This window comes from Streptomyces sp. NPDC002809, from assembly GCF_040295435.1.
Lineage (GTDB): Bacteria > Actinomycetota > Actinomycetes > Streptomycetales > Streptomycetaceae > Streptomyces.
This window is the reverse complement of sequence record NZ_JBEOVJ010000007.1, coordinates 1-25,443: the sequence shown is the minus strand read 5'-3', so window position 1 is coordinate 25,443 and position 25,443 is coordinate 1. Positions and strand designations below refer to the sequence as shown.

General features: G+C 64.5%; 22 protein-coding genes and 2 pseudogenes. 14 read left to right on the top strand and 10 right to left on the bottom strand.

Features of this window, described 5'->3' with window-relative positions:
- The first annotated feature begins 39 nt into the window (after positions 1-39).
- Complete coding sequence (locus ABT025_RS06645) at positions 40-669, top strand: CGNR zinc finger domain-containing protein (RefSeq protein ID WP_350990600.1); 630 nt, start codon at positions 40-42, stop codon at positions 667-669.
- Here ABT025_RS06645 and sodX read toward each other — a convergent pair.
- Positions 573-1,031 carry a nickel-type superoxide dismutase maturation protease gene (sodX, locus tag ABT025_RS06640; protein ID WP_350990847.1) on the bottom strand — a complete coding sequence of 153 codons (459 nt, stop codon included), beginning with the start codon at positions 1,029-1,031 and terminating at the stop codon, positions 573-575. The two genes, ABT025_RS06645 and sodX, sit on opposite strands and share 97 nt — an antisense overlap.
- A gap of 180 nt (positions 1,032-1,211) precedes the next feature.
- Here sodX and sodN point away from each other — a divergent pair, with 180 nt between their 5' ends.
- A complete protein-coding gene (sodN, locus tag ABT025_RS06635) occupies positions 1,212-1,607 on the top strand; it encodes a superoxide dismutase, Ni (protein ID WP_219567071.1) in 396 nt (131 codons plus the stop codon).
- Positions 1,608-1,614: 7 nt separating this feature from the next.
- On the opposite strand, the pseudogene ABT025_RS06630 reads toward sodN, so the two are convergent.
- Positions 1,615-1,812: pseudogene (locus ABT025_RS06630) on the bottom strand (tyrosine-type recombinase/integrase); the annotation flags it as partial.
- Here ABT025_RS06630 and ABT025_RS06625 point away from each other — a divergent pair.
- Entirely contained in the window at positions 1,809-2,666 is an 858-nt protein-coding gene (locus ABT025_RS06625; protein WP_350990598.1) for a hypothetical protein, read from the top strand. The pseudogene ABT025_RS06630 and the gene ABT025_RS06625 overlap by 4 nt on opposite strands.
- Positions 2,667-2,740: 74 nt before the next feature.
- Positions 2,741-3,280, top strand: coding sequence for an NUDIX hydrolase (locus tag ABT025_RS06620; protein WP_350990596.1), 540 nt, complete (start codon positions 2,741-2,743; stop codon positions 3,278-3,280).
- A 4-nt stretch (positions 3,281-3,284) separates the two neighbouring features.
- Here the strand turns inward: ABT025_RS06620 and ABT025_RS06615 are convergent, their stop codons facing one another.
- Positions 3,285-4,595, bottom strand: a complete 1,311-nt coding sequence (locus ABT025_RS06615) for an NsdA family TPR-like regulatory protein (RefSeq protein WP_350990594.1) — start codon at positions 4,593-4,595, stop codon at positions 3,285-3,287.
- A gap of 149 nt (positions 4,596-4,744) precedes the next feature.
- Between ABT025_RS06615 and ABT025_RS06610 the strand changes: the two genes are divergently transcribed.
- The 4 genes from ABT025_RS06610 (at position 4,745) to ABT025_RS06595 (ending at position 7,325) form a co-directional block, all read left to right on the top strand.
- Positions 4,745-5,197 carry an ATP-binding protein gene (locus tag ABT025_RS06610; RefSeq protein WP_350990593.1) on the top strand — a complete coding sequence of 151 codons (453 nt, stop codon included), beginning with the start codon at positions 4,745-4,747 and terminating at the stop codon, positions 5,195-5,197.
- Positions 5,185-6,297: a radical SAM protein gene (locus ABT025_RS06605; RefSeq protein ID WP_350990591.1), complete on the top strand. Its 1,113-nt coding sequence runs from the start codon at positions 5,185-5,187 to the stop codon at positions 6,295-6,297. The genes ABT025_RS06610 and ABT025_RS06605 overlap by 13 nt, the downstream gene beginning before the upstream one ends.
- A 3-nt stretch (positions 6,298-6,300) precedes the next feature.
- Entirely contained in the window at positions 6,301-6,438 is a 138-nt protein-coding gene (locus tag ABT025_RS06600; protein ID WP_350990589.1) for a hypothetical protein, read from the top strand.
- Between the two features lie 77 nt (positions 6,439-6,515).
- Positions 6,516-7,325, top strand: a complete 810-nt coding sequence (locus ABT025_RS06595; RefSeq protein WP_350990587.1) for an aminoglycoside phosphotransferase — start codon at positions 6,516-6,518, stop codon at positions 7,323-7,325.
- 107 nt (positions 7,326-7,432) lie between these two features.
- On the opposite strand, the gene ABT025_RS06590 is transcribed toward ABT025_RS06595, so the two are convergent.
- From ABT025_RS06590 to ABT025_RS06560, 7 genes are all read right to left on the bottom strand, one after another.
- The gene (locus ABT025_RS06590; RefSeq protein WP_350990585.1) at positions 7,433-8,731 is read right to left on the bottom strand and encodes a VRR-NUC domain-containing protein; all 1,299 of its coding nucleotides are present in this window, start codon (positions 8,729-8,731) and stop codon (positions 7,433-7,435) included.
- A 36-nt stretch (positions 8,732-8,767) separates the two neighbouring features.
- A complete protein-coding gene (locus ABT025_RS06585; RefSeq protein ID WP_350990583.1) occupies positions 8,768-12,724 on the bottom strand; it encodes an NACHT domain-containing protein in 3,957 nt (1,318 codons plus the stop codon).
- A 914-nt stretch (positions 12,725-13,638) separates the two neighbouring features.
- On the bottom strand, positions 13,639-14,436 hold the full coding sequence (locus tag ABT025_RS06580; protein WP_350990581.1) for a hypothetical protein: 798 nt from the start codon (positions 14,434-14,436) through the stop codon (positions 13,639-13,641).
- Between the two features lie 108 nt (positions 14,437-14,544).
- Positions 14,545-15,090, bottom strand: coding sequence for an HAD domain-containing protein (locus ABT025_RS06575; RefSeq protein ID WP_350990579.1), 546 nt, complete (start codon positions 15,088-15,090; stop codon positions 14,545-14,547).
- Positions 15,091-15,105: 15 nt separating this feature from the next.
- A complete protein-coding gene (locus ABT025_RS06570) occupies positions 15,106-15,798 on the bottom strand; it encodes a class I SAM-dependent methyltransferase (protein WP_350990577.1) in 693 nt (230 codons plus the stop codon).
- The gene (locus ABT025_RS06565) at positions 15,799-16,710 is read right to left on the bottom strand and encodes a phosphotransferase family protein (protein WP_350990575.1); all 912 of its coding nucleotides are present in this window, start codon (positions 16,708-16,710) and stop codon (positions 15,799-15,801) included.
- A 77-nt stretch (positions 16,711-16,787) separates the two neighbouring features.
- Positions 16,788-17,537 carry a hypothetical protein gene (locus ABT025_RS06560; protein ID WP_350990573.1) on the bottom strand — a complete coding sequence of 250 codons (750 nt, stop codon included), beginning with the start codon at positions 17,535-17,537 and terminating at the stop codon, positions 16,788-16,790.
- Between the two features lie 194 nt (positions 17,538-17,731).
- Here ABT025_RS06560 and ABT025_RS06555 point away from each other — a divergent pair, with 194 nt between their 5' ends.
- The 6 genes and pseudogenes from ABT025_RS06555 to ABT025_RS39455 all read left to right on the top strand — a co-directional run.
- On the top strand, positions 17,732-19,087 hold the full coding sequence (locus ABT025_RS06555) for an NsdA family TPR-like regulatory protein (RefSeq protein ID WP_350990571.1): 1,356 nt from the start codon (positions 17,732-17,734) through the stop codon (positions 19,085-19,087).
- A gap of 1 nt (position 19,088) precedes the next feature.
- A complete protein-coding gene (locus tag ABT025_RS06550; protein WP_350990569.1) occupies positions 19,089-19,619 on the top strand; it encodes an NUDIX domain-containing protein in 531 nt (176 codons plus the stop codon).
- A gap of 624 nt (positions 19,620-20,243) precedes the next feature.
- A complete protein-coding gene (locus ABT025_RS06545; protein WP_350990567.1) occupies positions 20,244-20,894 on the top strand; it encodes a DNA methyltransferase family protein in 651 nt (216 codons plus the stop codon).
- The gene (locus ABT025_RS06540; protein WP_350990565.1) at positions 20,887-24,174 is read left to right on the top strand and encodes a DEAD/DEAH box helicase; all 3,288 of its coding nucleotides are present in this window, start codon (positions 20,887-20,889) and stop codon (positions 24,172-24,174) included. The genes ABT025_RS06545 and ABT025_RS06540 overlap by 8 nt, the downstream gene beginning before the upstream one ends.
- A 1-nt stretch (position 24,175) precedes the next feature.
- Positions 24,176-25,231 (top strand): Eco57I restriction-modification methylase domain-containing protein, encoded by a 1,056-nt coding sequence (locus tag ABT025_RS06535; protein ID WP_350990563.1) that lies wholly within the window; start codon positions 24,176-24,178, stop codon positions 25,229-25,231.
- 120 nt (positions 25,232-25,351) lie between these two features.
- Positions 25,352-25,443 (top strand): annotated as a pseudogene (locus tag ABT025_RS39455) (IS5/IS1182 family transposase); the annotation flags it as partial.

Genomic DNA, 25,443 nt, shown 5'->3' with positions numbered 1-25,443 from the left:
CGCCGCATCGACCTTAGACCGACGCCGTAAGGACTACAAGTGGAACTGGCCTATTACTCGGACTACGCCGTGCGTCTGGTCAACACCGAGGAGCCGGCCCGCAACAAGGACTCGCTCACCTCGGTCGACGCGGTGCGCGAGCTCTTCGGCGCCAACGGGCAGGCGGCACGGCGGGCCACCGACGCGGACGTGACCCGCTTCCGGTCCGTACGGGCCCGGCTGCGCGCGGTCTTCGAGGCGGCCGACGGCGGCGACGAGACGCTCGCGGTCGACCTGCTCAACTCGCTGCTGCTGGAGTTCCCCGTCAGCCCGCAGATCTCCGGCCATGACTTCCGGGACGCGGACGGCAAGCCGGACTGGCACATGCATCTCGCCGACCACCCGTCCAACGCCACGGCGGGCTACACCGCGATCGCCGCGATGGGCCTCGCCTTCCACCTGACCTCGTACGGCGTGGACCGGCTCGGCCTGTGCGAGGCGGCACCCTGCCGCAACGCCTACCTCGACACCTCGACCAACCGCTCCCGCCGCTACTGCTCGGACCGCTGCGCGACCCGCGCCAACGTGGCCGCCTACCGGGCCCGGAAGCGTCTGGAGACGGAGCGCGCCGCGGAGACCGGCCGCAGCGCGGAGACGGCCCAGACCACCACACCGCGCACCGAGCGCTGATCCTTCGTCAGCGGCCGGTAGCGGGCCCGGACCCTGGCCAGCACGAGCTCCTCGGGCACGGTCCCGTAGTCCGTGCTGTCACCGCCCGCGAAGGTGTTGTCACCCAGCACCCACCAGCCGCCGGCCCTCCGCTCCACGGCCCGCTTGACCACCAGCAGGTCCTGCTGGAACGGATGCCGCAGGATCACCACGTCACCGGGGCGCACCGGCGCCCCGTACTGCACGAGCAGCCAGTCCCCGTGGTGGAGCGTGGGCACCATCGAAGGGCCCGTCACCTCCACCACCTGGAACGGCACTCGCGCCGCCAGCCCCCGTACGGGCTGCTCATCGGTCACCTCCGGCACCTCCGGCACCTCCCGCATCTCTCCGGCACCTCCCCGGTCCGTCCAGTACACCGTCCCCCACAGGGTTCCGTACATTCGGCCACTGGTCCCGTCCTCACCCCGGACTTTTGGCCTAAGCCCATGGGGGCACCCGCTAAATCAGCCTTCTCACGGAGTAATGTCCCACCTGAGAAGACGATCACGAGGAAGGACAGCCCCATGCTTTCCCGCCTGTTTGCCCCCAAGGTGAAGGTCAGCGCCCACTGCGACCTCCCCTGCGGCGTGTACGACCCGGCCCAGGCCCGCATCGAGGCGGAGTCCGTCAAGGCCGTCCAGGAGAAGTACCAGGCCAACGAGGACCCGCACTTCCGGGCCCGCGCGGTGGTCATCAAGGAGCAGCGCGCCGAGCTCGCCAAGCACCACGTCTCGGTGCTGTGGAGCGACTACTTCAAGCCCCCGCACTTCGAGAAGTACCCGGAGCTGCACCAGCTGGTCAACGACGCCCTCAAGGCGCTGTCGGCCGCGAAGGGCTCCACGGACCCGGCCACGGGCCAGAAGGCGCTCGACCTGATCGCCGAGATCGACAAGATCTTCTGGGAGACCAAGAAGGCTTGATCTCCGGCTAGGCCGTCTGACCTGCGGTTTCGCTGGTCATGTCGCCTACCGGTCCGCACCCGGTCCGCAGGCCGCCGAGAACGGCGTCCATCAAGGACCGGGTGCGGTCTTCTTCGCCCGGCCACAGGTGCGCGTAGATCCGCAGCGTGATGACGGCGGACGCGTGGCTCCAAACTCTCCCCTGACCTGTCGATCCACCGCTTGCGCGAACGCTTCACCACGCAGCCAGTCGCCCCGCTGACCGCGCCACCGGCACATCCGTGGCGCCAGGCCGAACGCTCTCTGCGCACTGCACACACCGTCCTCACGGACCCGACCGGCGACGCGCACCAGGCTCAGGGCGAAATTGCGGCATTCGGCGACTTCCTCCACACCGCAGCCCTGCATGCGCCCCGCCCGCTGCGAGCGGAGATGCAGGCCGCGGCCAGCGCATTCAATCGCGCCAACCGGTCCATGATCCGCGCAGACCATCAGGTCGGCCACGCCCTGCGCAAGGCAGGACAGGAACTCCTCTACGGCACCAACAGCGCGGGCGACTTCGTCATCGCCGTCCTCGCCGCCACCGTCCACCTGGCCCTCGCCGCCGCCCGCTGGCATGAGCAGCGCGATCACCAACAGCAAGCAGCCGCCGCCTGGCAGACCCACGCCCGCCTCTGCAGTACCTACGAGGCACAGGCTGCACCCGTACTGTCCGAACTGATCCGTCGTGCCCCGCCCGCCGAAACCGTCACGCGCTACGAAGGCATCCTGCGGGCGACTCTCCCCGCCCAAGTCGACCGAATCCTGGCCGACCACGCGTGGCCTGCCTTGACCGCCGCCTTGCGCCGCGCAGAAGCTGGCAGCCACTCGCCAGCTTCCGTTCTCACCGCAGCCGCTGAAGGACGTGAACTCGGCATCGCCGAACACCCTGCCCAGGTACTGATCTGGCGGCTCGATAACGCGTCCAGCCGACGACTCGCAGCCGCAAGGGCAAGCAGCACAATGGCTACAGGTCCGAGCACCTCAACGGTCATGCCTGCTGACTCGAAAACTCCTCCCTCTCGTCGGCGTGGGCGATGATGCCCCAACCTGGCGGTCGGATTCTCGTCAAAGTGACATGCTGGATACTTCACTGAAACAAGGGAGTTGGGCTCATGCAGTGGACCGTCCATGGCGAGCGGCAGATCTACAACAACCCATGGGTGAATCTCTGGCTCGTCGACGTTCAGCAGCCTGACGGCCGGCGGTGGGAACACCATGTGGTCCGGATGCGGCACCTGGCCGTAGCGGCCGTGGTCGACGACCAGAAACGCGTGCTGATGATGTGGCGGCACCGGTTCATCACCGATACCTGGGGCTGGGAGCTTCCGATGGGCCTCATCGAGGCCGACGAGACCCCGGAGCAGGCTGCTGCCCGCGAGGCCGAGGAGGAGACCGGCTGGCGGGTGAAGGGCGTCAAGCCGCTCGTGTACGCGCAACCCGCGAACGGCATCACGGATTCCGAGCACTTCGTCTTTCGTGCCGAGCCCGCCTCGTACGTGGGCCCGCCGACCGAATTGAACGAGTCAGACCGAATCGAGTGGGTTCCGATCTCGGAGATCAGGGGCATGATCGACCGTCGCGAGATCGTCAGCAGTGGCAGCCTGGTCGGTCTGCTGTATCTGCTGCTGGACGAGGCGACCGGCGGCTCGTAAGGGGTCAGCCGAGGGCCTCACGCATGCGTTGCTCGAAGGCGAGGACGGGGGCTTCGCGTGCGTAGGGCAGCATTCGGCGGTGAAGTTCTTGGACGTGGCCGCTCACTCGTGGCGAGTCAATGGCTGCGGCGAGGTCGAGGGCGAGGCCGGCGCTGGTGCATGCCTCGTCGAGTTTGCCCAGCTGGAGCTGGGCGCTGGCCAGCCAGTAAGCGTGGAAGGCCCGGCCTCGCTGTTGGTCGGCATTTTCTCGACGTAAGCCCTCAGTGATGAGGGGTTCGGCGCGGGCTGGTTCGCCGAGGCGCGCGTAGGCGATGCCGGTGTCGACGAGGAGTTTCGTCTCGTCGAAGTACTGGACCCAGTCAGGCGCCTCGACTTCGTGTCCGCGTGAGCGTTCGTACTGGTCACGGGAGCGATCCACGGCCTGGTGGCAAGCCTGGGCGTCTCGAAGGGCGGCATGGGCGAACGCTTCTCGCAAGTGCAGCATCGACATGACGAGCGGCTGTTCGCCGGCAGCGCGGGCCGCGTCCTGGGCACGGCATGCAAGGGCCACGGCATCGTTCGGGTTGCCGTCGTAGGTGGCCAGAAGGCTCATGCAGGACAGCACATTGGCCATGAAGAGGCTGTCGCCTTGCGTGTGGGAGAACTTGAGCGCCTGGGTGAAGTAGGTGCGAGCGGTGCTGTACTGACGGGCGTCGAAGTAGGCCCAGCCGGAAAGCCGTGCCAGCTCGGCCGCAACCCCTTGGAGGTCGTGCCGTAAGCCACCGTCGGCAGAGTCGAGGAGGCGGCCGACATAGCGCAGGTGTCCCACGACGGCCGGCCGCAGGGTCGCACCGCCGTGTGCGTTGTCTCGCCGCCAGTAGTCCTGGACCGAGGAGCGCAGGGCTGTGAGGGTGGAACGGGTGGCACGGCCGTCGACCATAGCGAGAAGGTCGTCCAATTCCTCTGCCGGTTCGGTGCGCTGAGGTTCGCGCGGTACAGCAGGAAGTGGCTCGGGCGGCCTCTCCTCGGTGATGGAGGAGGCAGGGATCTCCCAAGGGCGGTGGGCCAGGCCGAGCATTGCACCGGGGATGCGAAGGCCGTCAGCGACGCGTTCGATCACGTCGATATGTGCCAGGCCGCGTCGCCGCGCCATGATCTCGCCGACTCTGCTCGGCGTCATGCCGCACAGTGCCGCGACCCGTGACGGATAGATCCCGGCCTTGACCTTGACCAGCCGGAAGATGTGGGCGAAGTCCCTGCTGCGACAGGCTGCCTGCCACTCCGCACTGGCCAGCAGTACGGCCGGCAGAGCCCGGTGTTCCTGCGAGCGTGCCACTCATCCCCCTCACTCGCCCGTCCGGACGGGCTGCCATGGGACCGACTGCCAAAGAGATTACCCACGTTGGGTAACCACAGTGACCTGACTCTGTGATCGTCGCGGCAGTGAACTTGTGTCCCACAACCCGCCCGCGACGAGGGGACGCGATGCACGCGATGACGACGTACGACCGACAGACCACCCCGCTGCGGTGGCAGATGCAGTTCAGCCCGGTACGCAAGTGCGTACCTCTGGCCCGCGCCCTCGTCTCCAAGACGCTCGCCAGCTGGGGATACGGCCAGGAGTGCATTGACCGGGTGGTCCTCGTCTGCGGAGAGCTCTCTGCCAATGCCGTCGAACACGGCGGCAGACGAGGGCACCTCTTCGAAGTTCGACTGACGGTTGACGGCCCACACTGCCTGGTCGAAGTCTCCGATGCCGGCCGCACCCCTCCCCGCCCCATCCAGGCCGGGGAGGACGACGAAGGCGGCCGGGGCCTGCTTCTCGTCGCAGCGCTCTCTGAAGAAACCGGCCACCACGACCGCCACCCGATCGGCAAGACCGTCTGGGCCCGCCTGGTCCTCAGCAGCCCGAGCGAGGAGTCCGTATGCACGAGCTGATCGCTGCCCCGTACCTCGACCACCACCTCCTCGTACGGCCGGGCAACCCGAAGGCAGCACGCCTTCCCGCCTCCCGGTACGACGAACTGCACTCCGCATCGGGTACCTCAGCAGTGCCCGCGTGGCTGGCCGACGTGGCCCGTCAGGCTTGGAAGATCGATCTCAGCGACCGACGCCTCGATGAAACTGTGCTGGTTCGATCCCGCTCTCCGTATGCATACGGGCGCGCCTCGTACGAGCTGAACCTCGGCTGCAACTACGACTGCGAACACTGCTACCTCGGCCTGAAGCAATTCGCCGGCCTGGAGTGGCCTGAGCGTGAGCGCCTGCTGTACGCCATCAGGGACTCGGGGGTGCTTTGGCTCCAGCTCACAGGCGGTGAGCCGATGATCGACAAGCTGTTCCCCGAGACGTACCGGCTGGCGTACGAGCTGGGCATGATGGTCGAGATCCTCACCAATGGCTCGCGTCTTGCCGCACCGAAGAACCTCGCCCTGCTGACTCGCTTGAGGCCGAACCGGATCACACTCAGCCTGTACGGGGCCACCGCAGAGTCCTACGACGGGCTGACCCGGCGCCGGGGCGCGTACCGCATGTTCGTCAAAGGACTGGATGCAGCCCACGAAGCTGGGCTACCCCTCGATCTCGCCTTGATCATCACGCGGCACAACGCCCATGAGGCCGAGCAGATGCGCGCCTTCGCCGGTCGCTACGACTTGCCGTACCGCGAGTACACCCACATGTCGCCGACCATCTACGGCGGCGCGGAAACCCTCGCCACCCAGGCCCCGGACCACCTCGCAGATCGCGAACCCTTCAACGGCTGCAACGCCGGCCACACCTTCTTCCACGTCGACCCGCACGGCATGGCGACCATCTGCAAGGTCGGCCGTGACGAAGCGATCCCCCTCATGACCACGGGAGTCGAGGGCCTGAGCCGCCTCGGCGGCATCGCCGACTCTCTGATGCTTCGCACCGGTGGCTGCACCGGCTGCCAGCTCTCCGGCACCTGCCGGGTCTGCCGGCCGCTGGCCAAGGTCTACCAGGAGGCGAAGGCACCACTGGACAGGTACTGCCAACACGCGACTACAAGGAGCTGAACCATGACCGCCGTAGCAGTCGAGATCGCCCCCATCCGCCCGCTGTCCGAGCCTGATGCGGAGATCATCCTCATCGACGACGTGGACGCCTTCGCTGCGGCCACCATGCCCGGCTGCGGGGACGACAACCCGTACAACTGACCATCCCTTCAGGGGCTTTCGGCGGCACCTCGCGCCGGATGCCCCTGTTGGCGCGTAGATCTGGAAACCTGACGGCCATGCCCGCACCCTCCATCACCTTCGCCGGTCTTCCCTCTGGCGCTCGTACCGCCATCGAAGCCGAGATCGGCTCGATTCTCAGGATCGAAGACGTCAGCGCCGGTCTCAACAGCTCCCTCTCCGCGCTCGCACACACCGCCGACGGAGTCGTCTTCCTCAAGGGCCTGCGTGCCGACCACCGATGGGTCTGGACGCAGCAACGCGAGGCAGACATCAACCCGTACGTGACCCCGCTCGCCCCGCGCCTGCTCTTCCACGTCATCGCCGGCGGCTGGGATCTCCTCGGCTTTGAGGCCATCGACGGCCACCATGCCGACTACTCCCCAGGCTCCCCCGACTTGCCCAAAGTGACCGGGGCCCTCAGAGAGCTCGCCTCTCTTCCTTGCCCTGAGCTCGAACTCCGGCTCGCCGAACAACGTCTGGCCGCCTATGTCAACCACCCTGGCGACACGGACTCCTTCCGAGGCGACGCACTGCTCCACACTGACTGGAATAACCACAACGTCCTCGTCACCGAAGACCGCGCATACCTCGTCGACTGGGCCTGGGCCACCAGGGGCGCCCCGTGGCTGGATCCCGCCCACTGGATCATCTGGCTTATCGCGGCTGGCCACACGCCTTCTGCCGCAGAGGAATCGGTCGCGCTTCTTCCTGCCTGGGCATTGGCACCACCCCGAGCGGTGGACGCCTTCGCCCACGCCAGCGCGAACCTCTGGCAAGAAATTTCGGGCGTTACCCCGGATGGCTGGACAAAGAACTTGCTTGACGCTACACGGATCTGGCAACTACACAGAAGCAATCGTCACTGAACAAATGCACGGTTTGCCTCAAGGGGCTATCAAATCCGGTGCACCGATATTCCCTAACTGTCAAGATCACCTTCCGTGTTTGACCCGCCCGAAACCCTGCTCCAATTTTAAGGCCGCACAATGCGCTGCACCCTGTGCACCTTCGCGACCTTAAACGGCAACTTCAGTGATTCATGGTTGTTCACTATCCAGTCCCGCTGATCTTCGCTCAGCTTGTCGCTACTAGATTTCACTTCAACAAATTCGATATCTGCGACCCCGCGTGCCCCCTCGTCCCAGGAAACCAGATCAGGCCAGCCTAGATATCTACCCCAATAGTCATCTGCGAGAAATCGGAGAATTCCCTTTACTCGTGTCGGGCCCAAAATCTCTATGAGTCTCCGGCCGCGTTCAACATCGATGGCACGATGCGCCCAAAGGTACTGCCGCAATTTTTCAGCATGCGAAGTCCAGTAGTCAAAAAGCCACAAAAACTCCTCCATCTCGCATGGAAGGCTCGCAAGGTGTTCCTCAAGCGCACCCGCTCGGCGGGTGGCGTGCACCGGGCTGCCAAAATCTTCCGGAAGTATCGTCCAGATGAGATCATCCTGGCCTACGTCGCCCCCGCTACGTCCACCAAAGCCGGCTGGCCGGTTGCACGGATCCCTAGGATCCTGCACCCACAGCCACATCAATGTGGCATACAGGGCATGGAACGGCCGACTTTCGCACAACATAACCTGCCGCCCCGCTTGGCGCAGTTGCTGGGCTACAAACTCCTCCACCCCGACAGCGCATTCGATATCCGCCGAGCCGAGCGGAATCACTTCCACGTGGCCACGAGTCGGGGTTACATAACATGCTGAATATTCTTCCGTCGCCACTTTGCAGGCGGCCAGAATATCCGAATCCGATTGCCTGGAGAAATCGTATTTTGGCTGTCTTTCATGTTGTTCACGTATGTCTCGGACAACCGTCTGCTCGATGCCTTTATACGCGTCCATGTGCTGGTGAGAGAGTGCCATCACTACCCCAACCCCGTCAGGGTCGGTCACTGACAGGCCCTCACCTTTAGCCCATTGGATGAAGCGATGATTCGTCTCCTTGTGGATCTCGCGCCAGTAGAACCGATGGACCAAGCTGGCCGCACCGCGGTGCGGCCTTGCGGGGAATGCCGGAGGTACCTTGCCTCGGCACTCATGGCACACGCCAGCCACCAAGGGTTCTGTGACTTGAACCGGAATGCGAGTCCGCGCATCAATGCTCCGCGCGGCCTGATGAGGGAGCACGTAGAGGGCAATTTCCTCATCGCAAGAGCAGGTTAGGACAGCCTGGCAGTCTCCACATTTATACTTCCACAATAGCTCGTGCGGGTTGACGATCGACAGCGATGCATGCTGGCAAGCCGCACGTTCATCGTTCTTCATCGGCTCCACGTTCCCTTTTGAGCGCGCAAGTCCAACCTATTGCTTGTGAGGACGCGGAATAGTGATCACCATGGGGCGAAGATGAATCGAGCCCGCTTGAGAAAGACGTTCCGCTTGATCTTGAAGATCGGTCAGTAGCCCTTCAGGCGTTAGTTTCCTCGCCTGTGTCCTGCGCCTATCCTCCGGAGCGTCCCAAAGGGAAATCGGGTACCAGCCGACAAGGAAAATACCTGCATCCGTCCTCACCTCGGGTAGGTACCGGCCGACCAACTGCTCGTCCTGGTCCGTCAGAACACCGCGATTCCAAGCACCCTTGACCTCGATGACCAATTTCACACCCGCCCCAGAATCCGCACTAATTTCGTCGCCGGACGAAGGAAGCGCTTCGATGAGGATGTCAGTACGGTCACCCGCGCCGTAAGCGTCGGTGGGGTGAACTAGAACCTCTCGGTTCACGGCGACACGGTGACCAGCTAGCCTGAGATTCAGCTCGTGTGCGAGGTAAGCACAGAGGGCCGCTTCGGGTTTGGGGCGCCAAACCTCAGAGACTTCCGTAGCTGGCGTGGACTTCTTCCGCGAGCCCGGCGTCCGGTCCCACAGCAGCTCTCCGTGATTAGGGACATCGCGGCTAACTTCTACCAGAGCCTCATACACAACGTCGGTGAGATCCACGCTGGTGCGGATGACGCGACGCGACGGGTCCTGGAGAACTTTCATCACATCTTCGGGTCGCACTTGAATCCAGTTTGCAGCCCCGTATTGCTTGACGGCCGAAACAAGCGCTGCCGCCACAGCAAGCCTTTCGGGGTACCGCGCAGCTAGTTTCCGCAACTGGCGGACGGCCTCAGCAGAGGCCCGTTGACTCAGATCACGGAGAAGTCGATCTCGCCATTCTCGCGCTTGTTCGTCCGCACTTACCCAGTGAGCTTCGAGAAAACTCTGGTCCTCCTCGGGCGCGTACAAACTGCTGAGCCACAAGTAGAGCTCGCCGATGCCCGCATCATCCATCGAGCTCTGAATTAGCTCGGCCGCGTTTCTCGCGCACCCTTCGGCCAAGTTCCGACCGAACTCAGTATCTGTCGCCACTAGCGCCTTGACGCGCGGCCAGTGCGCCTCTGCATCAGCGGTCAGAAGGATTTGGGCTGCCAGGACTGCCACCCTCCGAGCCGCCGGCCCTTTGCCACGCGCACCGAGAGCTGTGTCGATTAGTTCGTACCCAGCACTGCTCATTACGCTTACGAGCGAACTGAGGATGCTATACCACGTCCGCCGCGCGGCGTCTCGTGCGTCTTCACTATCAGGCAGGGTCAGGAGCGCACATTCTTCTGAAAGCATCTCCGGTTCCGAATCGCTGACCTTGCCCGGTATGACATCAAGGTGGACTGAAATCTCTGTGGCGAGATTCTCCATCGCGGTACGCAATTCCGTCGCCCAACGCGGGTCGACAGAATCGAGCTCGATTGGTTGCTGGCCTTTGGACAGCGCGACCGTGGCTATCTGAGTAACGCGCAATGCCACTGACTCAGCAGCATGCAGACTGGCCAGGCGCAGCAAGTCCCTCCGGACCGGCTCCATAAAACTCGTTGATGACCCCAATATCTCAGTGAGGATCGAGGCGGTCCACGAGCGCCAAGCGGAGGAGGGTAGCTCAGCAAGGCGGTCGCGGCCGTGCAACTCGACCAGCAGGGCGTATCCGGCCCAGGAACGCTTATTGTGCTGAGAATTCCGGAGCCAAGATTCAGCGTGGTCGTGTTCGACGGTGAGGTAGCGGACTGCAAGCTCGGGCAAGTCAGACAGGTCATCGTCGAGTGAGCCAGCCCCTGCCCAAGTGGAGATCGAGCCAGCCGCATCCTCCACCCTTCCCGTCTTGAGGTCGACTCGAAGACGCCACAGGAACCGCCAAAGGCTGTCGTTGTTTCCCTCCCTGGCCTCGTCAAGGAGACTCACCTGTTCGGCAAGGAACTCTGCAGCTTCTAGCCAGGGACCATCCGAAGCCTGATGGTTCCGGCGCAGCGTCTGTGCCAATCGGCTGTCGACCGCAATTGGCTCATAGAAGGGACGCATGTACGGCCAAGCTGGATGCTGCTCATCGTAGGCCAATTCGAAGGCATTGCAATCCTCGCGAGGAAAGAGACAGGAGGCCAGTTCACCGTAAGTAGCGAGGAGTGCTTCGCTGCCGGAGGTCGATGCCTCAGCTACCCGATTCAGCGCCCATGGAAAGTCTGATCCGTCCACCAACTGATGTCGAATTGCCCAATCGGGCGGCGCAGAAGCTCGCCCCATTCTTACCGGCGGTCGGCGGTCCCAGTCGTAAACGATCAGATGCGCCGCTTCACGAGGGTCAACTTCTGCGCTTACGGCCTCGTCGACAAGCGCCTGGGTTAGAACTCTACGGAGCGACTGAACACGGACAGATTCGTGTCCTTGCTCGTCAGGTTGGAGAGAATCCGGAAAGCGGACCTTGTGGTACTCGTGAAAGAGGGCATGAATGATCTTTGCCAGGGAATTTAGATGCCGTGTTATGTCCTTGTCGCGAAGCGCGCGATCGATCACTGCATCGATCAGGGGAGTCTCAAGGCGATCGGAAGAAAAGACGAAGCCATTTCCTGATGGCCCCTGGTGGAGGACTGCCTGCTGGGCCCAAGCCAGCAGCTCTGCCAGGTCATCGTCCGTGCACTGCGTGGGCATGTTCCTCAAGAACTGAGCGTAATTGCCGTACAGGCTAGGAGATGGAGGGCGCAATGCGGCGAGTACCAACGTAACGTCCAAGTGTTCCGGCCACAGGAGATCAAGCAGAGTCCCCCGCAGTTCTTGATCCGGATCCACTTTTGCGGCGTAAGGCGGCTCAGTAAGTGAAGCAAGGACTCTGGTGAGGACGGGCACTGTGCGGTCAGTAGCGCCACAAGAGAACGCCGCGCGCGCTGCTAGACGGCGCTCCGTCTGATGCCAGGCATCGTTCTCCGACAGACCTAGGAGTGCGTCGGCTAGCCTCGGGTGGGCCACGTCGGCATCCCGGGCCAACTGGATGGCCAGGCGGACCCTTGCTCTGATTTGCCAGTCGGCTGCACCCTCACGCGGAGCGGTGTCCAACACGTCGGCAAGCTGGTCCGCGAGAAGCGGGTGGCCCAGGTCCCACCGGGAGAGCTGCCAGCGGGTATCGCCCAGTTCGACTTGCGCCGCACGTTCCAGAAGCCGGCTTACGGTCAGCTGACGGACCTCGTCAGAGCGCACAAGGGAGCTATGCACCGCCAGGCTCTCAGGATCGGCAGCCGCCAGCCAGGCAGTAGCCGTGGGATTCATGGCTACGAGCCAAGCCGCGGTCTCACGCAGAGGGGCTGGAATGCTGGCCGTCTCCCCGCCCGGTGCACCGACGAGAAAAAGGTTCTCCAGCTGCTGCTGTGTCGTCCCTCGGTCGGTGAGATGCCGAGCCGCGAGGTAGGCGGCCACGGACGAGTGTCGGAACTCTACTCGGTTCTGGTCAGGCGCCGTGAACAGTGCTGTCTCCAGCGTCTCTTCCACCACCTGCCGCGTGACAGAGAAGGCACCTGCGCCAGTTAGCTCCTGACCGCCCGCCAGGGCGCCACCGTCCAAGTCGTAGGCGCCAGCATCGAAAGCGCGGCCACGCCACACTGTTCGGTGGCCGGAAAGCAGCATCCACGCAGCTATACGTCCAGCCACCGTGAGTCGCTGCGGGGCAGTGGTGGCGGCGGACTTACCTTCTCGATACGGCTCGTGGTCTTCCGCGAGGCGCGCAACCCCGCGAGCAAACAGGCCCTGCGGCGTGCCGTGCAACTGGCCGTCGTCGCGGTATGTCAGAACCAGCAATTCCAAGGTCAACGGCACGCCGGCGAGGACGGCCGCCCCGGCTTCCTCGGCCGCCGTAACCAGGTCTTCACCTCGTACGTCGGCACTGTCGGCCAGCTTTACAGCCTCATCACGACTCAACGGGACGAGGTCGACAGACCAGCACGCTCCGAACGCCTCAGCCAGCACTGGGGTCAGCGTTTGCGGATAGTCCGCCGTGCGACAGGCCATGAGGAACCGAACTCGACTAGTATCCCTACCGCGCAGCGACCTCTTCAAACGCCCAGTCAGCTGTTGGCGCAGCGAGCTCTCGTCTGCCTGGTCAAGGACCACCCACAGCGTTCCAGCGTCGGCCGTGGAGCCTTCTCCTGCCGAGGGCAATGACTCAAGATGGCAGCCCAACTCCTCTCGGTAGGAGATCTCAGTCAAGTCCCCGCCCGCCACCCACAAGCATGCGTCGGCACTCGGATCCCACGTGTCCGCGACCTGAGGCAATGTGTCGGTGAGTTGCCTTAGGACTGAGGTCTTCCCTGCTCCCGGCTCGCCCAGCACCACCATGGCGCCAGCTGCTGCGATTACAGAGGGAAGCGCCAGCGCTCCCTCACGTAGCTGCCCCACCTGAGTGGCCACGTCGTCATCCCCAGTGCGAAACGCATTGGCGACTCGCGGAATCGAGTCTTCCGCTGTGGCATGCGTGCCTCGGATTCTGCAGACACGAGGTACCTGGATACCGAAAACTCTTCCCGACATGGCCCGATTCTCTCAGTGCACACTGACAGCGCCCCAACCGGCGGACTTTCAGGTCGAAACGCTTCACCTGTCCCGAGCGCCCGGTCCGCACACAGTCCGCAATACACCTGGTCAAGACTGTCGCACCCCATCGCCAGCCATCAGCAAAAGGCCAGGTCAGCGCCCCACAGGGAAGATCCCAGCAGGTCACCGACCCGGCCCGTTACTAGGAGACCAAGAAGGCCTGATCGGTCAACAGTTCAGCCACTGGCTGGACAGCAGATCAGAGCAGGAATGAGAGAGGCCCGACCGCTTCGAGCAGTCGGGCCTCTCCCGCGTTCGTAGATCGTTTGGGAGCCGTTGGGGGAACGCGGTCAGGCGGAGCGCCACTCCCGCCGGCTCGCGGCCTCGTCCGCCTGCTCCATCAGGAGCGCCTCGTTCACCACGCTCCGCCCTCGGTTCACACCAGTGGCCATGGAGCCCGGCAAACGCGGCCGGACCGCTGTCCCCAGCCCGATGCCCTCGCCCCACGCGTCGCGACGAGCGCATCGGGTCGGGTCGGGTCGGGTGGGGTCGGGTGGGGTCGGGTCGGGTGGGTCGGGTCGGGTCGGGTCGGGTCGGGTCGGATCGGGTTCAACGGCAGAGATCCATGATGGTGTCGTCGAAGTCGGGAAACTCCTGTGCGGCCCGCGCGAGGATCGTCGCCGCCGACGCACGTCCGCCTGGGTCGAATTGCTCCGCGAGAGCTGCAAGGTCGCGATTGGCCTGGGGGGGGGGGCCAAATCGGACTCGGGCTCGTACGAGGCGACTGCTTCCCACGGGCCAAAGCCGTCAGCCAGCAGCCACAGGAAGGCACCCATCTCTTGAGCGACGACACCGGTCTCTCCTTCGGACCCAAGGAAGACGATGGGTTGCTCGGCCAGTTCTCGACATGGACGAACCAGCCAGAACGCCGCGTATCCGCCGGTGCCGTCCTGACCGAATACGCGGAAATCATCGCCGTTCAGCTCACGATTGCCTGTCCACGCACGAAACCACTCGGTGGTCTCATCCGCGCTCAGGAAAGACTCGTAGGGTTCGAAGTCGACACCGTCCTCACCCATGCACTTGAACCGGACCGCCATGGCGGCAGCGAGCACGAAGGGGAACCGGCGATCTCCGCTCACGATCATGCGAACAGACTATCGATCGATGTCGTTTGGCAGCACGGCCTCCAGGCCACGCCGACCGGCGCTCCGATCCGATGCTCTCGCTGCTCGTTGCAGCGAGGGCATCGGTCGTCAGGTGGCGTGGGCCGTGGGTAACCGCGAGACCCAGGTCGCGACCTCGGTCAGGTGCGCGGGCTGCAGCCCAATTTGCGGGTCGGGCTGAACGAGAAGGGTCGCCGCTCCCCTGGCGGCGCGCTGTGCCGCCCACTCATGGTCGAGGCCCGTGAAGTCGTCGTCGATCCAGATGGCAGGCGCGTCATTCAGCCAGGCGTCTACGTGGTCGCGTTTCCAGAGGTAGCCGCCGGGGTGGCTGGTGGTGATCTGGGGGCGAGGCAGGTCGACGTACGGGAAGTCGGGCAGCCCCAGAAGAGGGCCGATGATCGTGGTGGCGTCCTTGCGCCAGCTCGTGCACCAGATGGGGGTAACGAGTCCGCTGGTCACGAGGTCAGCGAGAATGACGCCCTGTCTCGGGTCGAGCCAGATGGGCACGGGGTCGTCGGGGTGCCGACCGGCGGGCAGGACGGTGTGACGGACGTGGGTGGGCGGGGTGCTGCCGTCGGCGGCCGGGAACGGGATGAGGACGCCGTCGATGTCCAGGAGCAGGTAGGGCAGGGGCATCGGTGCCTCCGTCGGTCAGCGTTTGCGGGCGGTGATCAGGAGGGTGGTGGGCCAAGGGTCGCGGCGCGGGTGCCGCAGCTCCACCGTCGAGGTGACCCGCAGGTCCGCCCGGGAGAGGTGGGCGTTCCAGCGGCGGGCGTCGAACTCCCACCGTGCGAGGGGCAGTCGGGTGCGGTCGGGCATGGTGACGTAGTCCTCGCGCGGACGGTCGTCCGTGCATGGATGTCTTCCGGCCCGTGCCGGGTGAGGGACGGAGAAGGCCAGCACACCGCCCGGTTTCAGGCGTCGGGAAATGGCGGTGAGGAGGAGCTCGGGGGCGACGAGGCCGACGGCGCCGAAGACGGAGTAGATCGCGTCGAACGTCCGGCCGGTGGCCTGCAGGTGGTGCAGTGCGTGGCCGGCGGCGAAGGTGGCGCCGTCGATGTGGCCGTAGTGGGAGCGGGCGCGGCGTACCTGGAGGCCGATCAGGTCTACGCCGGTGACGCGGGCCTGGTGGTGCTTTGCGAGGTGGGCCACGTTGTGGCCGGGGCCGCAGCCCAGCTCCAGGAGGCGCTTGCCGCACAGGTCCCGTCCCAGGATCTCGGCGCCGGGACCGATGCCCGCGTGGGTGCTCCATTCCATCCGGGCCGGTGCGGTGAGGGCGTGCGCGGGAGCAGCGGCTGTGCGCTGGGCTGCGTGGGCGTACCAGGGGGAGATCTGGGCGAGCACCTAGACCTCCAGGAGTTGGACCACGTCGTTCAGGTGGCGGCGGACGACGGGGATGTACGCGGGGTCCTTGGCCGGGTCGTCGATCCAGCGGATGGCCTGCTCCATGAACCACTCCACGGCCCACATGCGGTGCCAGCCCAGGGCCCATGCCTCGGCGGCGAGGCCGCCCCGGGTGGCGAGGGCGTCTTCATGACCGCCTGCGGTGACGTACTGCTCCAGGAGCACCCGCATTCGGAAGGGGCTCGGTACGTCGGTGGTGCCGTGGTACGAGGCGAGGTCGATCAGGCCGGGGCCGGTGAAGGCGCGTGCGAAGTCGAGGAGGTGCCAGCCGTTCTCCCCGATGTGGACGCTCGTGGGGTGGAACTCGGAGTGCACCCAGCCGAACGGGTCGAGCGTCGCCCCCTGGACACAGGCCTCGGCCGCGGCGGAGATCTTCCCCAGCGCGGTCTCGACGTCATCGCAGTCCGCCCAGCGGTCAGCTTTCCGCAGCCGCTGGAGGTGATCGAGGGCTCGACCGGGCAGAGCTGCGAGGCCCGCCCCGTCGAGGAGGGGCAGACCGCTGGCCGGGCGGGCGGCATGGAGCATCACGGCGGCGGCGACGCCGTCGAGGTCGTCGGCGTCTCGTACGGGGGTGCCGAGGTCGTCCATGAGCATCCCGAGCCACTTGTCCTGCATGGCGGTGGCGTGGAGGGCGGGGACCGGGAGCCCGCGCTGGTATGCCGCCCGCAGGGCCTGGGCCTCGCGGTCGAAGGGCTCCTTGGCGTACTTGAAAACGGCCGTGGTGCCGTCGGGGAAGGTGACGCGTTCGACGCCGGACATGCCCCAGACGCGAATCTCGGCACGTTCAGGGAGGGGCTTGCCGACGAGAGTGCACAGGTCGTCCAGCAGGGTGGCGGACAGGCTCTGGTCCATGGGGGTCTCCAGGGGCTGGTGGGCTCCGGGGCGGGCGGCGCGCGAGCCGGCCCGCCCCGAAGCCGTACTGGGGTGGGTTACTCGGCTGCGGTCACGCGGCGGGCGTAAACCTGCTCGATCCAGCCCGCCTTGAACTCGGCCAGGTCGTCACGGAAGTTGGCCATCGAGGCACCGTAGGGCGCGACGACGCCGCCGGACTGGTCCGGCACGGACTGGCATCCGTGCACGAGCCGGCCGCCGAGCGCGGCGTGGGCCTTGATGGACTCGATCCGGCGGTGCTCGTTGAACCAGCCGCCGTGGTAGACCTCGTCCAGCATTCCGCCCGCCGCGTCGTCCAGGTCGAAAACGACGGACGTGGCGGCGGGAAAGAACCAGCACGGGCCGACGTTGGAGATGTGCCCGTCCAGCTCGACCTTGTTGAGCGCCATCAGCGTGGCCGCCTCACGCAGCATGCGCAGATGGTCGGCAGTGATCTGCGGGAGGCCGAGGCCGGCCAGGTGCTCCTTGCGGAAGAGGTACGAGTACACCCCGTACGCCGTCGCCAGCACGCGGGCCGCGTCGGAGGTGGACTCGCCGTGGTTCTTGATGAAGTCGAGCGCGAGCTGCTCGACCGCGCTCCCGGGAGTCTCGTCCACGTCGAGGAGCTGGGCCTTCACCAACTCCCAGTCGGCGACGAGCCAGGTGCTGGACTCGAAGCGGAAGAAGTACTCGGCCGGGTCGATGGTGATGCGCCGGCCGTCCACCTGGATGCCGGGCAGGCGGTTCCAGCGCGGGTCGAAGGCGTCGGGCAGCTCGACCGTGATGGTCGCGGTGTCGATGGTGGTCACCGTGTCTCCGTCTCTGATCGTCCGGGCCGGGGCACAGGAATGCCCGAGCCCGTTGGGGCGTACGGAACTTGGGGGCCGCCCGGCCCGAGAGTGGGGCGGCTGTCGATAAGTGAACCGCTCGCTACGCAGAGTGGGTACGGTGTGACCGAGGTCAAGCGGTATACACGGTTTACGGATCCGGAGCGGAGGCGATCGTGCCGGCACCGAATAGCGCCAACTCCCACCTGCGCGACACGATCAATGCCGCCGGGTGCACGTATGAGGCACTCGCCAAGGACGTACGCCGCATCGCCGCCGAGAACGGCGAACTGCTCCAGACCAACAAGTCGGCCATCTCCCACTGGGTGGGCGGTGCCCGCACGCCGTCCGGCCAGGCAGGCCAGTACCTCGCCGAAGCCCTCTCCCGGCGGCTGGGACGCGTCGTTACCCGAACCGAGCTCGGCCTCCACTCACCCGACACGGAGTCGCCACCGGACACCGACCCCGTCACCGCGGTCACCGATCTCGGCCGCGCGGACGTCGAACGCCGCCGCTTCCTCGCCATCGCCGCCTTCACCACGACCGGCGTGGCCATGCCGCTCCTGCACGACCACGAAGCCACCTCGCGGATGCTCCGCGCCCGCACCGCCCGCTCCCTCGTCGGCAGCGACGACATCGACGTCGTACGACAGATCACGGCAGCCTTCAGCGCCGCCGACGAACGGCTCGGCGGCGGGCACGGCCTGACCACAGTCACCGCCTACCTCGCCGACACGGCAGCCCCCATGCTGCGCGGACGGTTCCCCACAGAAGCCTTACGCCAGGCCGCCTTCGGCGCCGTCGCCGAACTCGCCTACCTCGCAGGGTGGAAGCACCACGACCTCGGCCACGAAGGCGCTGCCCAGCGCTACTACCAGGTCGGCTACCAGCTCGCCTGCGAAGCCGACCCCCACGGCCACGCCGCCTGGATGATGCGCGCTCTCGCCCATCAATCCCTCAGCCTCAAGCAACCCCACCACTGCGTGGACCTCGTCAAAGGAGCGCTCGCCCGCGGCCTCGGCCACGTGGACGGCCGAACGGAAGCGCTCCTCCACATCACGCACGCCCGCGCCTACGCAGCCGTTGGCGAGAACCCATTGGCCGCCCGCGCTCTCCTCGCCGCCGAGGACGCCCTCCTGCGCGAGGACGGACCTCAGCCCAGCTTCTCCCGCGTCAGCGGCCCCGCCGCCGGCACCGTGGCCAGCCACACCGCACGCACGCTGACCGACCTCGCCGACCACATCGGTACGGAACAGCAGCACCGCGACGCGCTCACCCGCTGGGACCCGGAGAAGTACAAACGAGTCCACGCCCTCACCCACGCCGACCTCGGCGACAGCCTCGCCGCCCAGACCCGAGCCGACGAAGCCGTTGCCGCCTGGACCCAAGCCCTGGTCCTCATGGAGGGCATGACCTCCGACCGCACCCGCAAGGCCATCACCTCGATCCGCTCCACGCTCGCGGTGTACCAGCGGCGCAAGGTACCCGGTGCCGCCGATCTCGCTCGCCGCGCTCGCGAGGCCCTCGCCTAACATGCCCAACAACCCGCCTGACGAAGGGAACCCCGTGGTCCAGCAGACCGACAATCGCCCCCAAGCCCTCAAGCCGGCGCTCGACTCGATGACGCTGCTGGTCGCGGCCGTCATCGTCCACGACAGGGTGGCCAACCGTGTCGTGCTCCTGCAGCGCAGCGAGAACGCCAAGTTCGCCAAGGGCCTGTGGGACCTCCCCGTCGGCAAGAGCGAGCCCGGTGAACCCATCACCGAGACTGCGGTCCGCGAGCTCTACGAGGAGACCGGCCTCACGGTCAAGCCCGAGTCCCTCAAGGTCGCCCACATCATCCACGGCGCATGGGGCGTCGAAGCCCCCAACGGCTTCCTCACCGTCGTCTTCGCCGCCCACGAATGGACCGGCGAACCGGAAAACCGCGAACCCCGCAAGCACTCCCAGGTCAGCTGGGTCGGGACCGGCACCATCCCCGAGAACTTCGTAGACACCACCTCAAGCGCCCTACAGCAATACCTCGCGGGCGACCCGGAAGTCTCGCTCGACGGCTGGCGATAGAGGCACTCCACTAGTCATCCTCGGGAATGACGTCGGAAAGACCACGCTCTTGAAAAACACTGCACGGGAATCCGCCAAGCCTCCGACCACCTATCTGCCAATTTTCGGGAATATCGATCACCCGCCAATCAATGGAGGGATCGTCAGCGAGCGCTTTGCCAATGTGGCAGTCCACGAGCTTGCCAGTCAGCTCGCCGACGCAAATTCCTATTCTGAGTACCTAACGAACTCCGCCCGACAACTATTTCCCGAGCTCAGTTCCGGGCACGCGATCGTCCTGCTCACCATCACGCGACTCGTTAAGACCATGGCCGAGCAGTCCCTCGTCCTGCTGGTTGAATCGGAGGCCCACCTGCGTCCTACCCCCGTCAACCCGACAGGCCGTCAACAACCGGACGCCAGCCAACTACGCCGAAGCCCTGACGGCAGGATCCAGCGTCTCGTGTGTCCAACATCTGGGGTCAAGGCCCCTCGCGCCAAGGTTGTCGGACCTGTGCGGCAGGATAGGCGAATGGATAAAGCAGCGTGGATGCGACTGAGCCGCGACCGTCGAGTGCTGGTGGTCGGCGTTCAGACCGGCGGCTCCCTCGCCTCGCGTCCTCGGCGCCCCGTGGGCAACCGGTGATGGCGACGCAGGCGATTGTCGAGGAGCAAGATGTGAAATCGCGCGATCGCGTCAAGGCGCACGGAGAGGTCTTCACGCCGCGCTACATGGTCGACCAGATGCTCGACCTGGTGAGCGAGGACTTGGAGACCGGTCCCGACTTCGTCGACAAGACCTTCCTCGAGCCATCGGCGGGCGACGGCAACTTCCTTGTGGCGATCTTGCGCCGCAAGCTGGAGGCGATCGAGAAGCGTTACCCCGCCGAGGCATGGTCGCACGAATCGCTGTTTGCGCTGGCGTCGATCTACGCGATCGAGTTGCTGGAGGACAACCATCAGGAAGCCATGGCCAACATGCTCGTCGAGTTCCTGGGCTTCCACCAAGCTCACGGCACACTCGCGGGCACGGATACCGACCTGCACAAGGCAGCGCAGTTCCTTATCGAAGCCAACATTGTGCGCGGCAACACCCTGACCAACCTGACTCCCACCGGCGAAGATATCCAGTTCTCCTGGTGGCACCGGATCGAGGCGCAACCCGGGATGGTACAGCGCGAGCCGTTCACGCTCGCCTCGCTGCGTTACGACGGTGGCTTCGACTTCACGGAGTACGACACCTATCAGCCATGCCGGATCGACCAGGTCCACGAGAGTGCGGGGTCCGATGTCTAATCTGAAGATCAACACCTTCCGCGAGATCACTCCACTGATCTACTCGTGGCGCACTCCGGACGTCCCTCGGTACGAGGGATGGGAGAAGATCGGCTACACCGAACAGGCGAGTGCCGACCTGCGTATCTCGCAGCAGGCGTCCCAGATGTATGTCGAGAAGGAGAAGGTGTGGGCTCGGCGGGCCCTCTTCACCTCAGAGGCGGGCGGACGGTTCACCGACCACGACTTCCACGCCTACCTCAAGCAGCACAGCATCGAGCGTGAACTGAGCCCAAAAAGGACAGAGTGGCACTGCTTCGACGGCGCTCCCAAGAAGTCCCTCGACTTCTTCAACGACTTCGCTGGCCAGGACTTCGCCGATCTCCAGAGCGACGGCCTCGACGACTATGTCCTGCGGACCGAGCAGAAGGCTGCCGTCGCCATGGCTGTGGAGGCCTTCGAGGCGGGCAAGGACGAGGTCTTGTGGAACGCCAAGCCGCGGTTCGGCAAGACGCTGTCGACCTACGACTTGATGCGCACAATCGACGTCAAGCGCGTCTTGGTGGTGACCAACCGGCCAGCGATCGCGAACTCCTGGTACGACGACTTCACGAAGTTTATCGGCCACCAAACGACCTTCAAGTTCGTCTCACAGTCATCATCGCTGGCCGACCGGTCACCGATGTCTCGAGATCAGTGGCGTGCCTATTCAAATGACCACGGAGACGAGGACCCCCGCATCGTGGAGTTTCTCTCGCTGCAGGACCTGAAGGGCTCGCAGTACTTCGGTGGCCAACACGACAAGCTCAGGCACATTGCGGAATTCGACTGGGATCTGCTCGTCATAGACGAGGCCCACGAGGGCGTCGACACCGCCAAGACAGATGTCGCCTTCGACCACATCAATCGCCGCTGGACCCTGCACCTGTCGGGGACCCCCTTCAAAGCGCTGGCTTCCGGCAGGTTCGACCAGGACCAGATCTTCAACTGGACGTATGAGGATGAGCAGACCGCTCGAGCCGAGTGGCCCGAGAACGGGGACGAGAACCCCTACGCGGCACTTCCAACGCTGAACCTGCTGACATACCAGATCTCTCGCATGATCACAGACCGACTAGCCGAAGGTGTAGCCGTCGACGAGGACTCGGCGAACATCGACTTCGCGTTCAACCTCAACGAGTTCTTCGCGACCAAGGACAACGGATTTTTCGAACACGAGGCGGACGTCGCCAGGTTCCTCGACTCCATGACGACCCACGAGAAGTACCCCTTCTCCACCCCCGAGCTGCGCGATGAGATCCGACACTCCTTCTGGCTACTCAACCGTGTCGCTTCCGCCAAGGCGCTCGAGCGGATACTGAAGAAGCATGACGTCTTCAAGGACTACACGATCATTCTGGCTGCCGGCGACGGCAAAAGTGAGGACGACGGCGACGCCGCCGCCGTTGGCAAGTCCCTCGACAAGGTGCGCGCTGCCATCAAGCAGGCAGAGGCATCCAACGGCAAGACAATCACCTTGTCGGTGGGGCAGCTGACCACGGGCGTGACAGTGCGGGAGTGGACCGCTGTCATCATGCTGTCCGACCTGGCCTCGCCTGCCCAATATATACAGGCGGCCTTCCGGGCCCAGAATCCGTGCACCTTTGAGCGCGGGGGGCAGGTGTTTCAGAAGCAAAATGCGTACATCTTCGACTTCGCCCCCGAGCGCACACTGACGATCTTCGACACCTTCGCCAACAACTTGCACCCCAACCCCTCAGGAGACACGGCCGTCAGGCAGGCGAACATCCGTACGCTGCTCAACTTCTTCCCCGTTCTAGGTGAGGATGCGGAGGGTCGGATGATCGAGCTCGACGCCGCCCAGGTGCTGACCTTCCCTCAGGTCTTCAAGGCCCGCGAGGTCGTGCGCCGTGGCTTCCTCTCGAACCTGTTGTTTGCCAACGTCGCTGGCATCTTCAGGTATTCGGAGCATGTCAAGGAGATTCTGGACAAGCTGCCGACTGCGAAGATGGGGAAGGTACGGAAGGGCGAGCCCATCGAGATCCCCCAGCCACCGCCGACGACCGACTCCGAAGGCAGCGTGAAGGTCGACGTGGAGACGGTGATCAACCCCAAGATTGCTGAGCTCGGCAAGCCCGTCTATCGCGTCGAGGACCTTCCGCGCATCGAGCCAGACACCCCGCCGCAGGTCACAGCGAAGCAGATTGCCGAGGCGGTGACCGAGCAGAGTCGTCAAAAGCGCGAGGAACTTAAGGACGCCTTCGGGCTCTCCGCCAAGCAGGTCGAGCGCGACGAAAAGCGCACCGAGCAGGTCATCAAAAATGAGGTAGAGCGCGCATACGTCGACTTCAGCATCGCCACCAAGCACTTCGACGACGAGTTGAAGAATGCAGCTACCGAGGTCGACGGCGAGGCTCTGCAAGCCAAGAAGATTGAGCAGCGCAAGGTGTTGCGGGACAACATTTTGTCTATCGTCGACAAGGCGATGCAAGAGATTGTGCCCGAGGTGGTCACCCGCGAAGAAACAAAGACCGCGCAGAAACACGCCGACAAAGCGATGGACGACGTCCGCTCCCACCTGCGCGGCTTCGCTCGCACTATCCCGATGTTCTTGATGGCCTACGGCGACCGCGACCTGCGCTTGGCGAACTTCGATGACTACACGCCAGGCGACGTGTTCGAGGAGATCACCGGCATCACCGAAGCCGAGTTCAGGCTGCTGCGTGACGGCCAAGATGTCGCCGAGGAAAACGGCGCCGTCACCAGGATCCCGGGCATGTTCGACGAGGCGGTCTTCGACCGATCCGTGCAGGAGTTCCTCAACAAGAAGGAGGCCCTGGCCGACTACTTCGACGACGCACAGACCGAGAACATCTTCGCCTACATCCCGCAGCAGAAGACGTCGCTCGTCTTCACCCCGCAGCCGGTTGTCAAGCAAATGGTCGACACCCTCGAGGCAAAGAACCCTGGCATCTTCTCTGACCCGGACAAGACCTTCGCTGACCTTTTCTCCACTGCGGGACTGTTCCTCATGGAGCTGGTACGACGCCTCGACACCGGTCTGACGGAAGCTTTCCCGGACCAGGAGGATCGGCTCAAGCACATCCTGACCTCACAGGTATTCGAGATGAGCCACAATCAGATCCTGCACCGGATTACCATCGAAGCTGTCTCCGGCGGCGTGTCCGAGCGGAGGGCGTGGGTCCAGGACTCGGGCCACTTCAAGGTGGGTGACCTCGCGCGCATGAGCCCTGAAGAGCGGCAGAGCCTAGTCGACCAGATGCTGACGGAAGGCAACTGACATGAGCAAGAAGTTCGATGTCGTCATCGGCAACCCGCCGTACCAGGCAGAAGCCCAGGGCGGCGGCACACGAGACACCCCCGTCTATCACCTCTTCATGGACGCAGCGTACGAGGTCGGGGAGAAGGTTGTGCTCATTACGCCGGCGCGCTTCCTGTTCAACGCGGGTTTCACTCCCAAAGCCTGGAACGAGAAGATACTGGCGGATGAGCACCTGAGCGTGGCCCATTTCGAATCCGACTCGAACCTGCTGTTCCCGAGCCTTACGGACCCGATCAAGGGCGGCATCGCCGTGACCTACCGGGACTCGGGACGCAAGCTTGGCCCAGTCGGACGTTTCGCCCGGCACTCTGAGCTCAATACGATCCTTCACAAGGTTGTCGAGACTACTGACTCGTCGCTGATTGATATCGGGATCACCAGTTCGCGATCCTACCGTTACACGGATAAGTTGTACGAGGACCACCCTGATGCGCGTGCGTTGCGCCCGGAAGGCAACGCAGCTTTGGTGAGCACGAACGCGTTTGAGCAGTTCTCATTTCTTTACCACGGGGATAAGCCGGCGGACGGCGTTGAGTATGTGCGCCTACTTGGCCTCATCAAGAACAAGCGCTTGATCCGTTGGATCCGCACGGAATACGTCACCGGGCCTGAGAGCCTCCATCAGTACAAGGTTGCGGTTCCGGCGGCGAACGGGTCGGGGTCGACAACTGATTTCTTTGGTGTCGTGTTGACCAACCCGACTGTGCTCGGCCCGGGGGCGGCGGTCACGCAGACGTTTATCACCATTGGAGCATTCGGGTCTGAGGCTGAAGCGCAGGCGTGCTTGAAGTACATCAAGACCAAGTTCGCTCGAACGATGCTCGGCATCTTGAAGATCACCCAGCATAATCCGGCAAAGGCCTGGAAGCACGTTCCTGCTCAGGACTTCACGTCGACATCGGATATTGACTGGTCCAATCCGGTTCCGCAGATCGACCAACAACTGTACGCCAAATACGGGCTCGACGCCGAGGAGATTGCCTTCATCGACGAGAAGGTCAAGCCGATGGAGTGATCCCTGTGGTTGGCCCGACTGACGCGTCAACAAGAAGACCGGGAAGGTTAGCCACAAAACGGTCTACGCCCTCACCAGTCTAACAACGGCTAACACAATGAGGTGGATCGGTCCTGTTGACCGTGTCCGCGTCAGAGATTCAGCGTTGTTCGGGCATGGGGACTTCGCCGTGGATCGTGTCGGATGGCCTGTGGGAGCGGATAGAGCCGCTG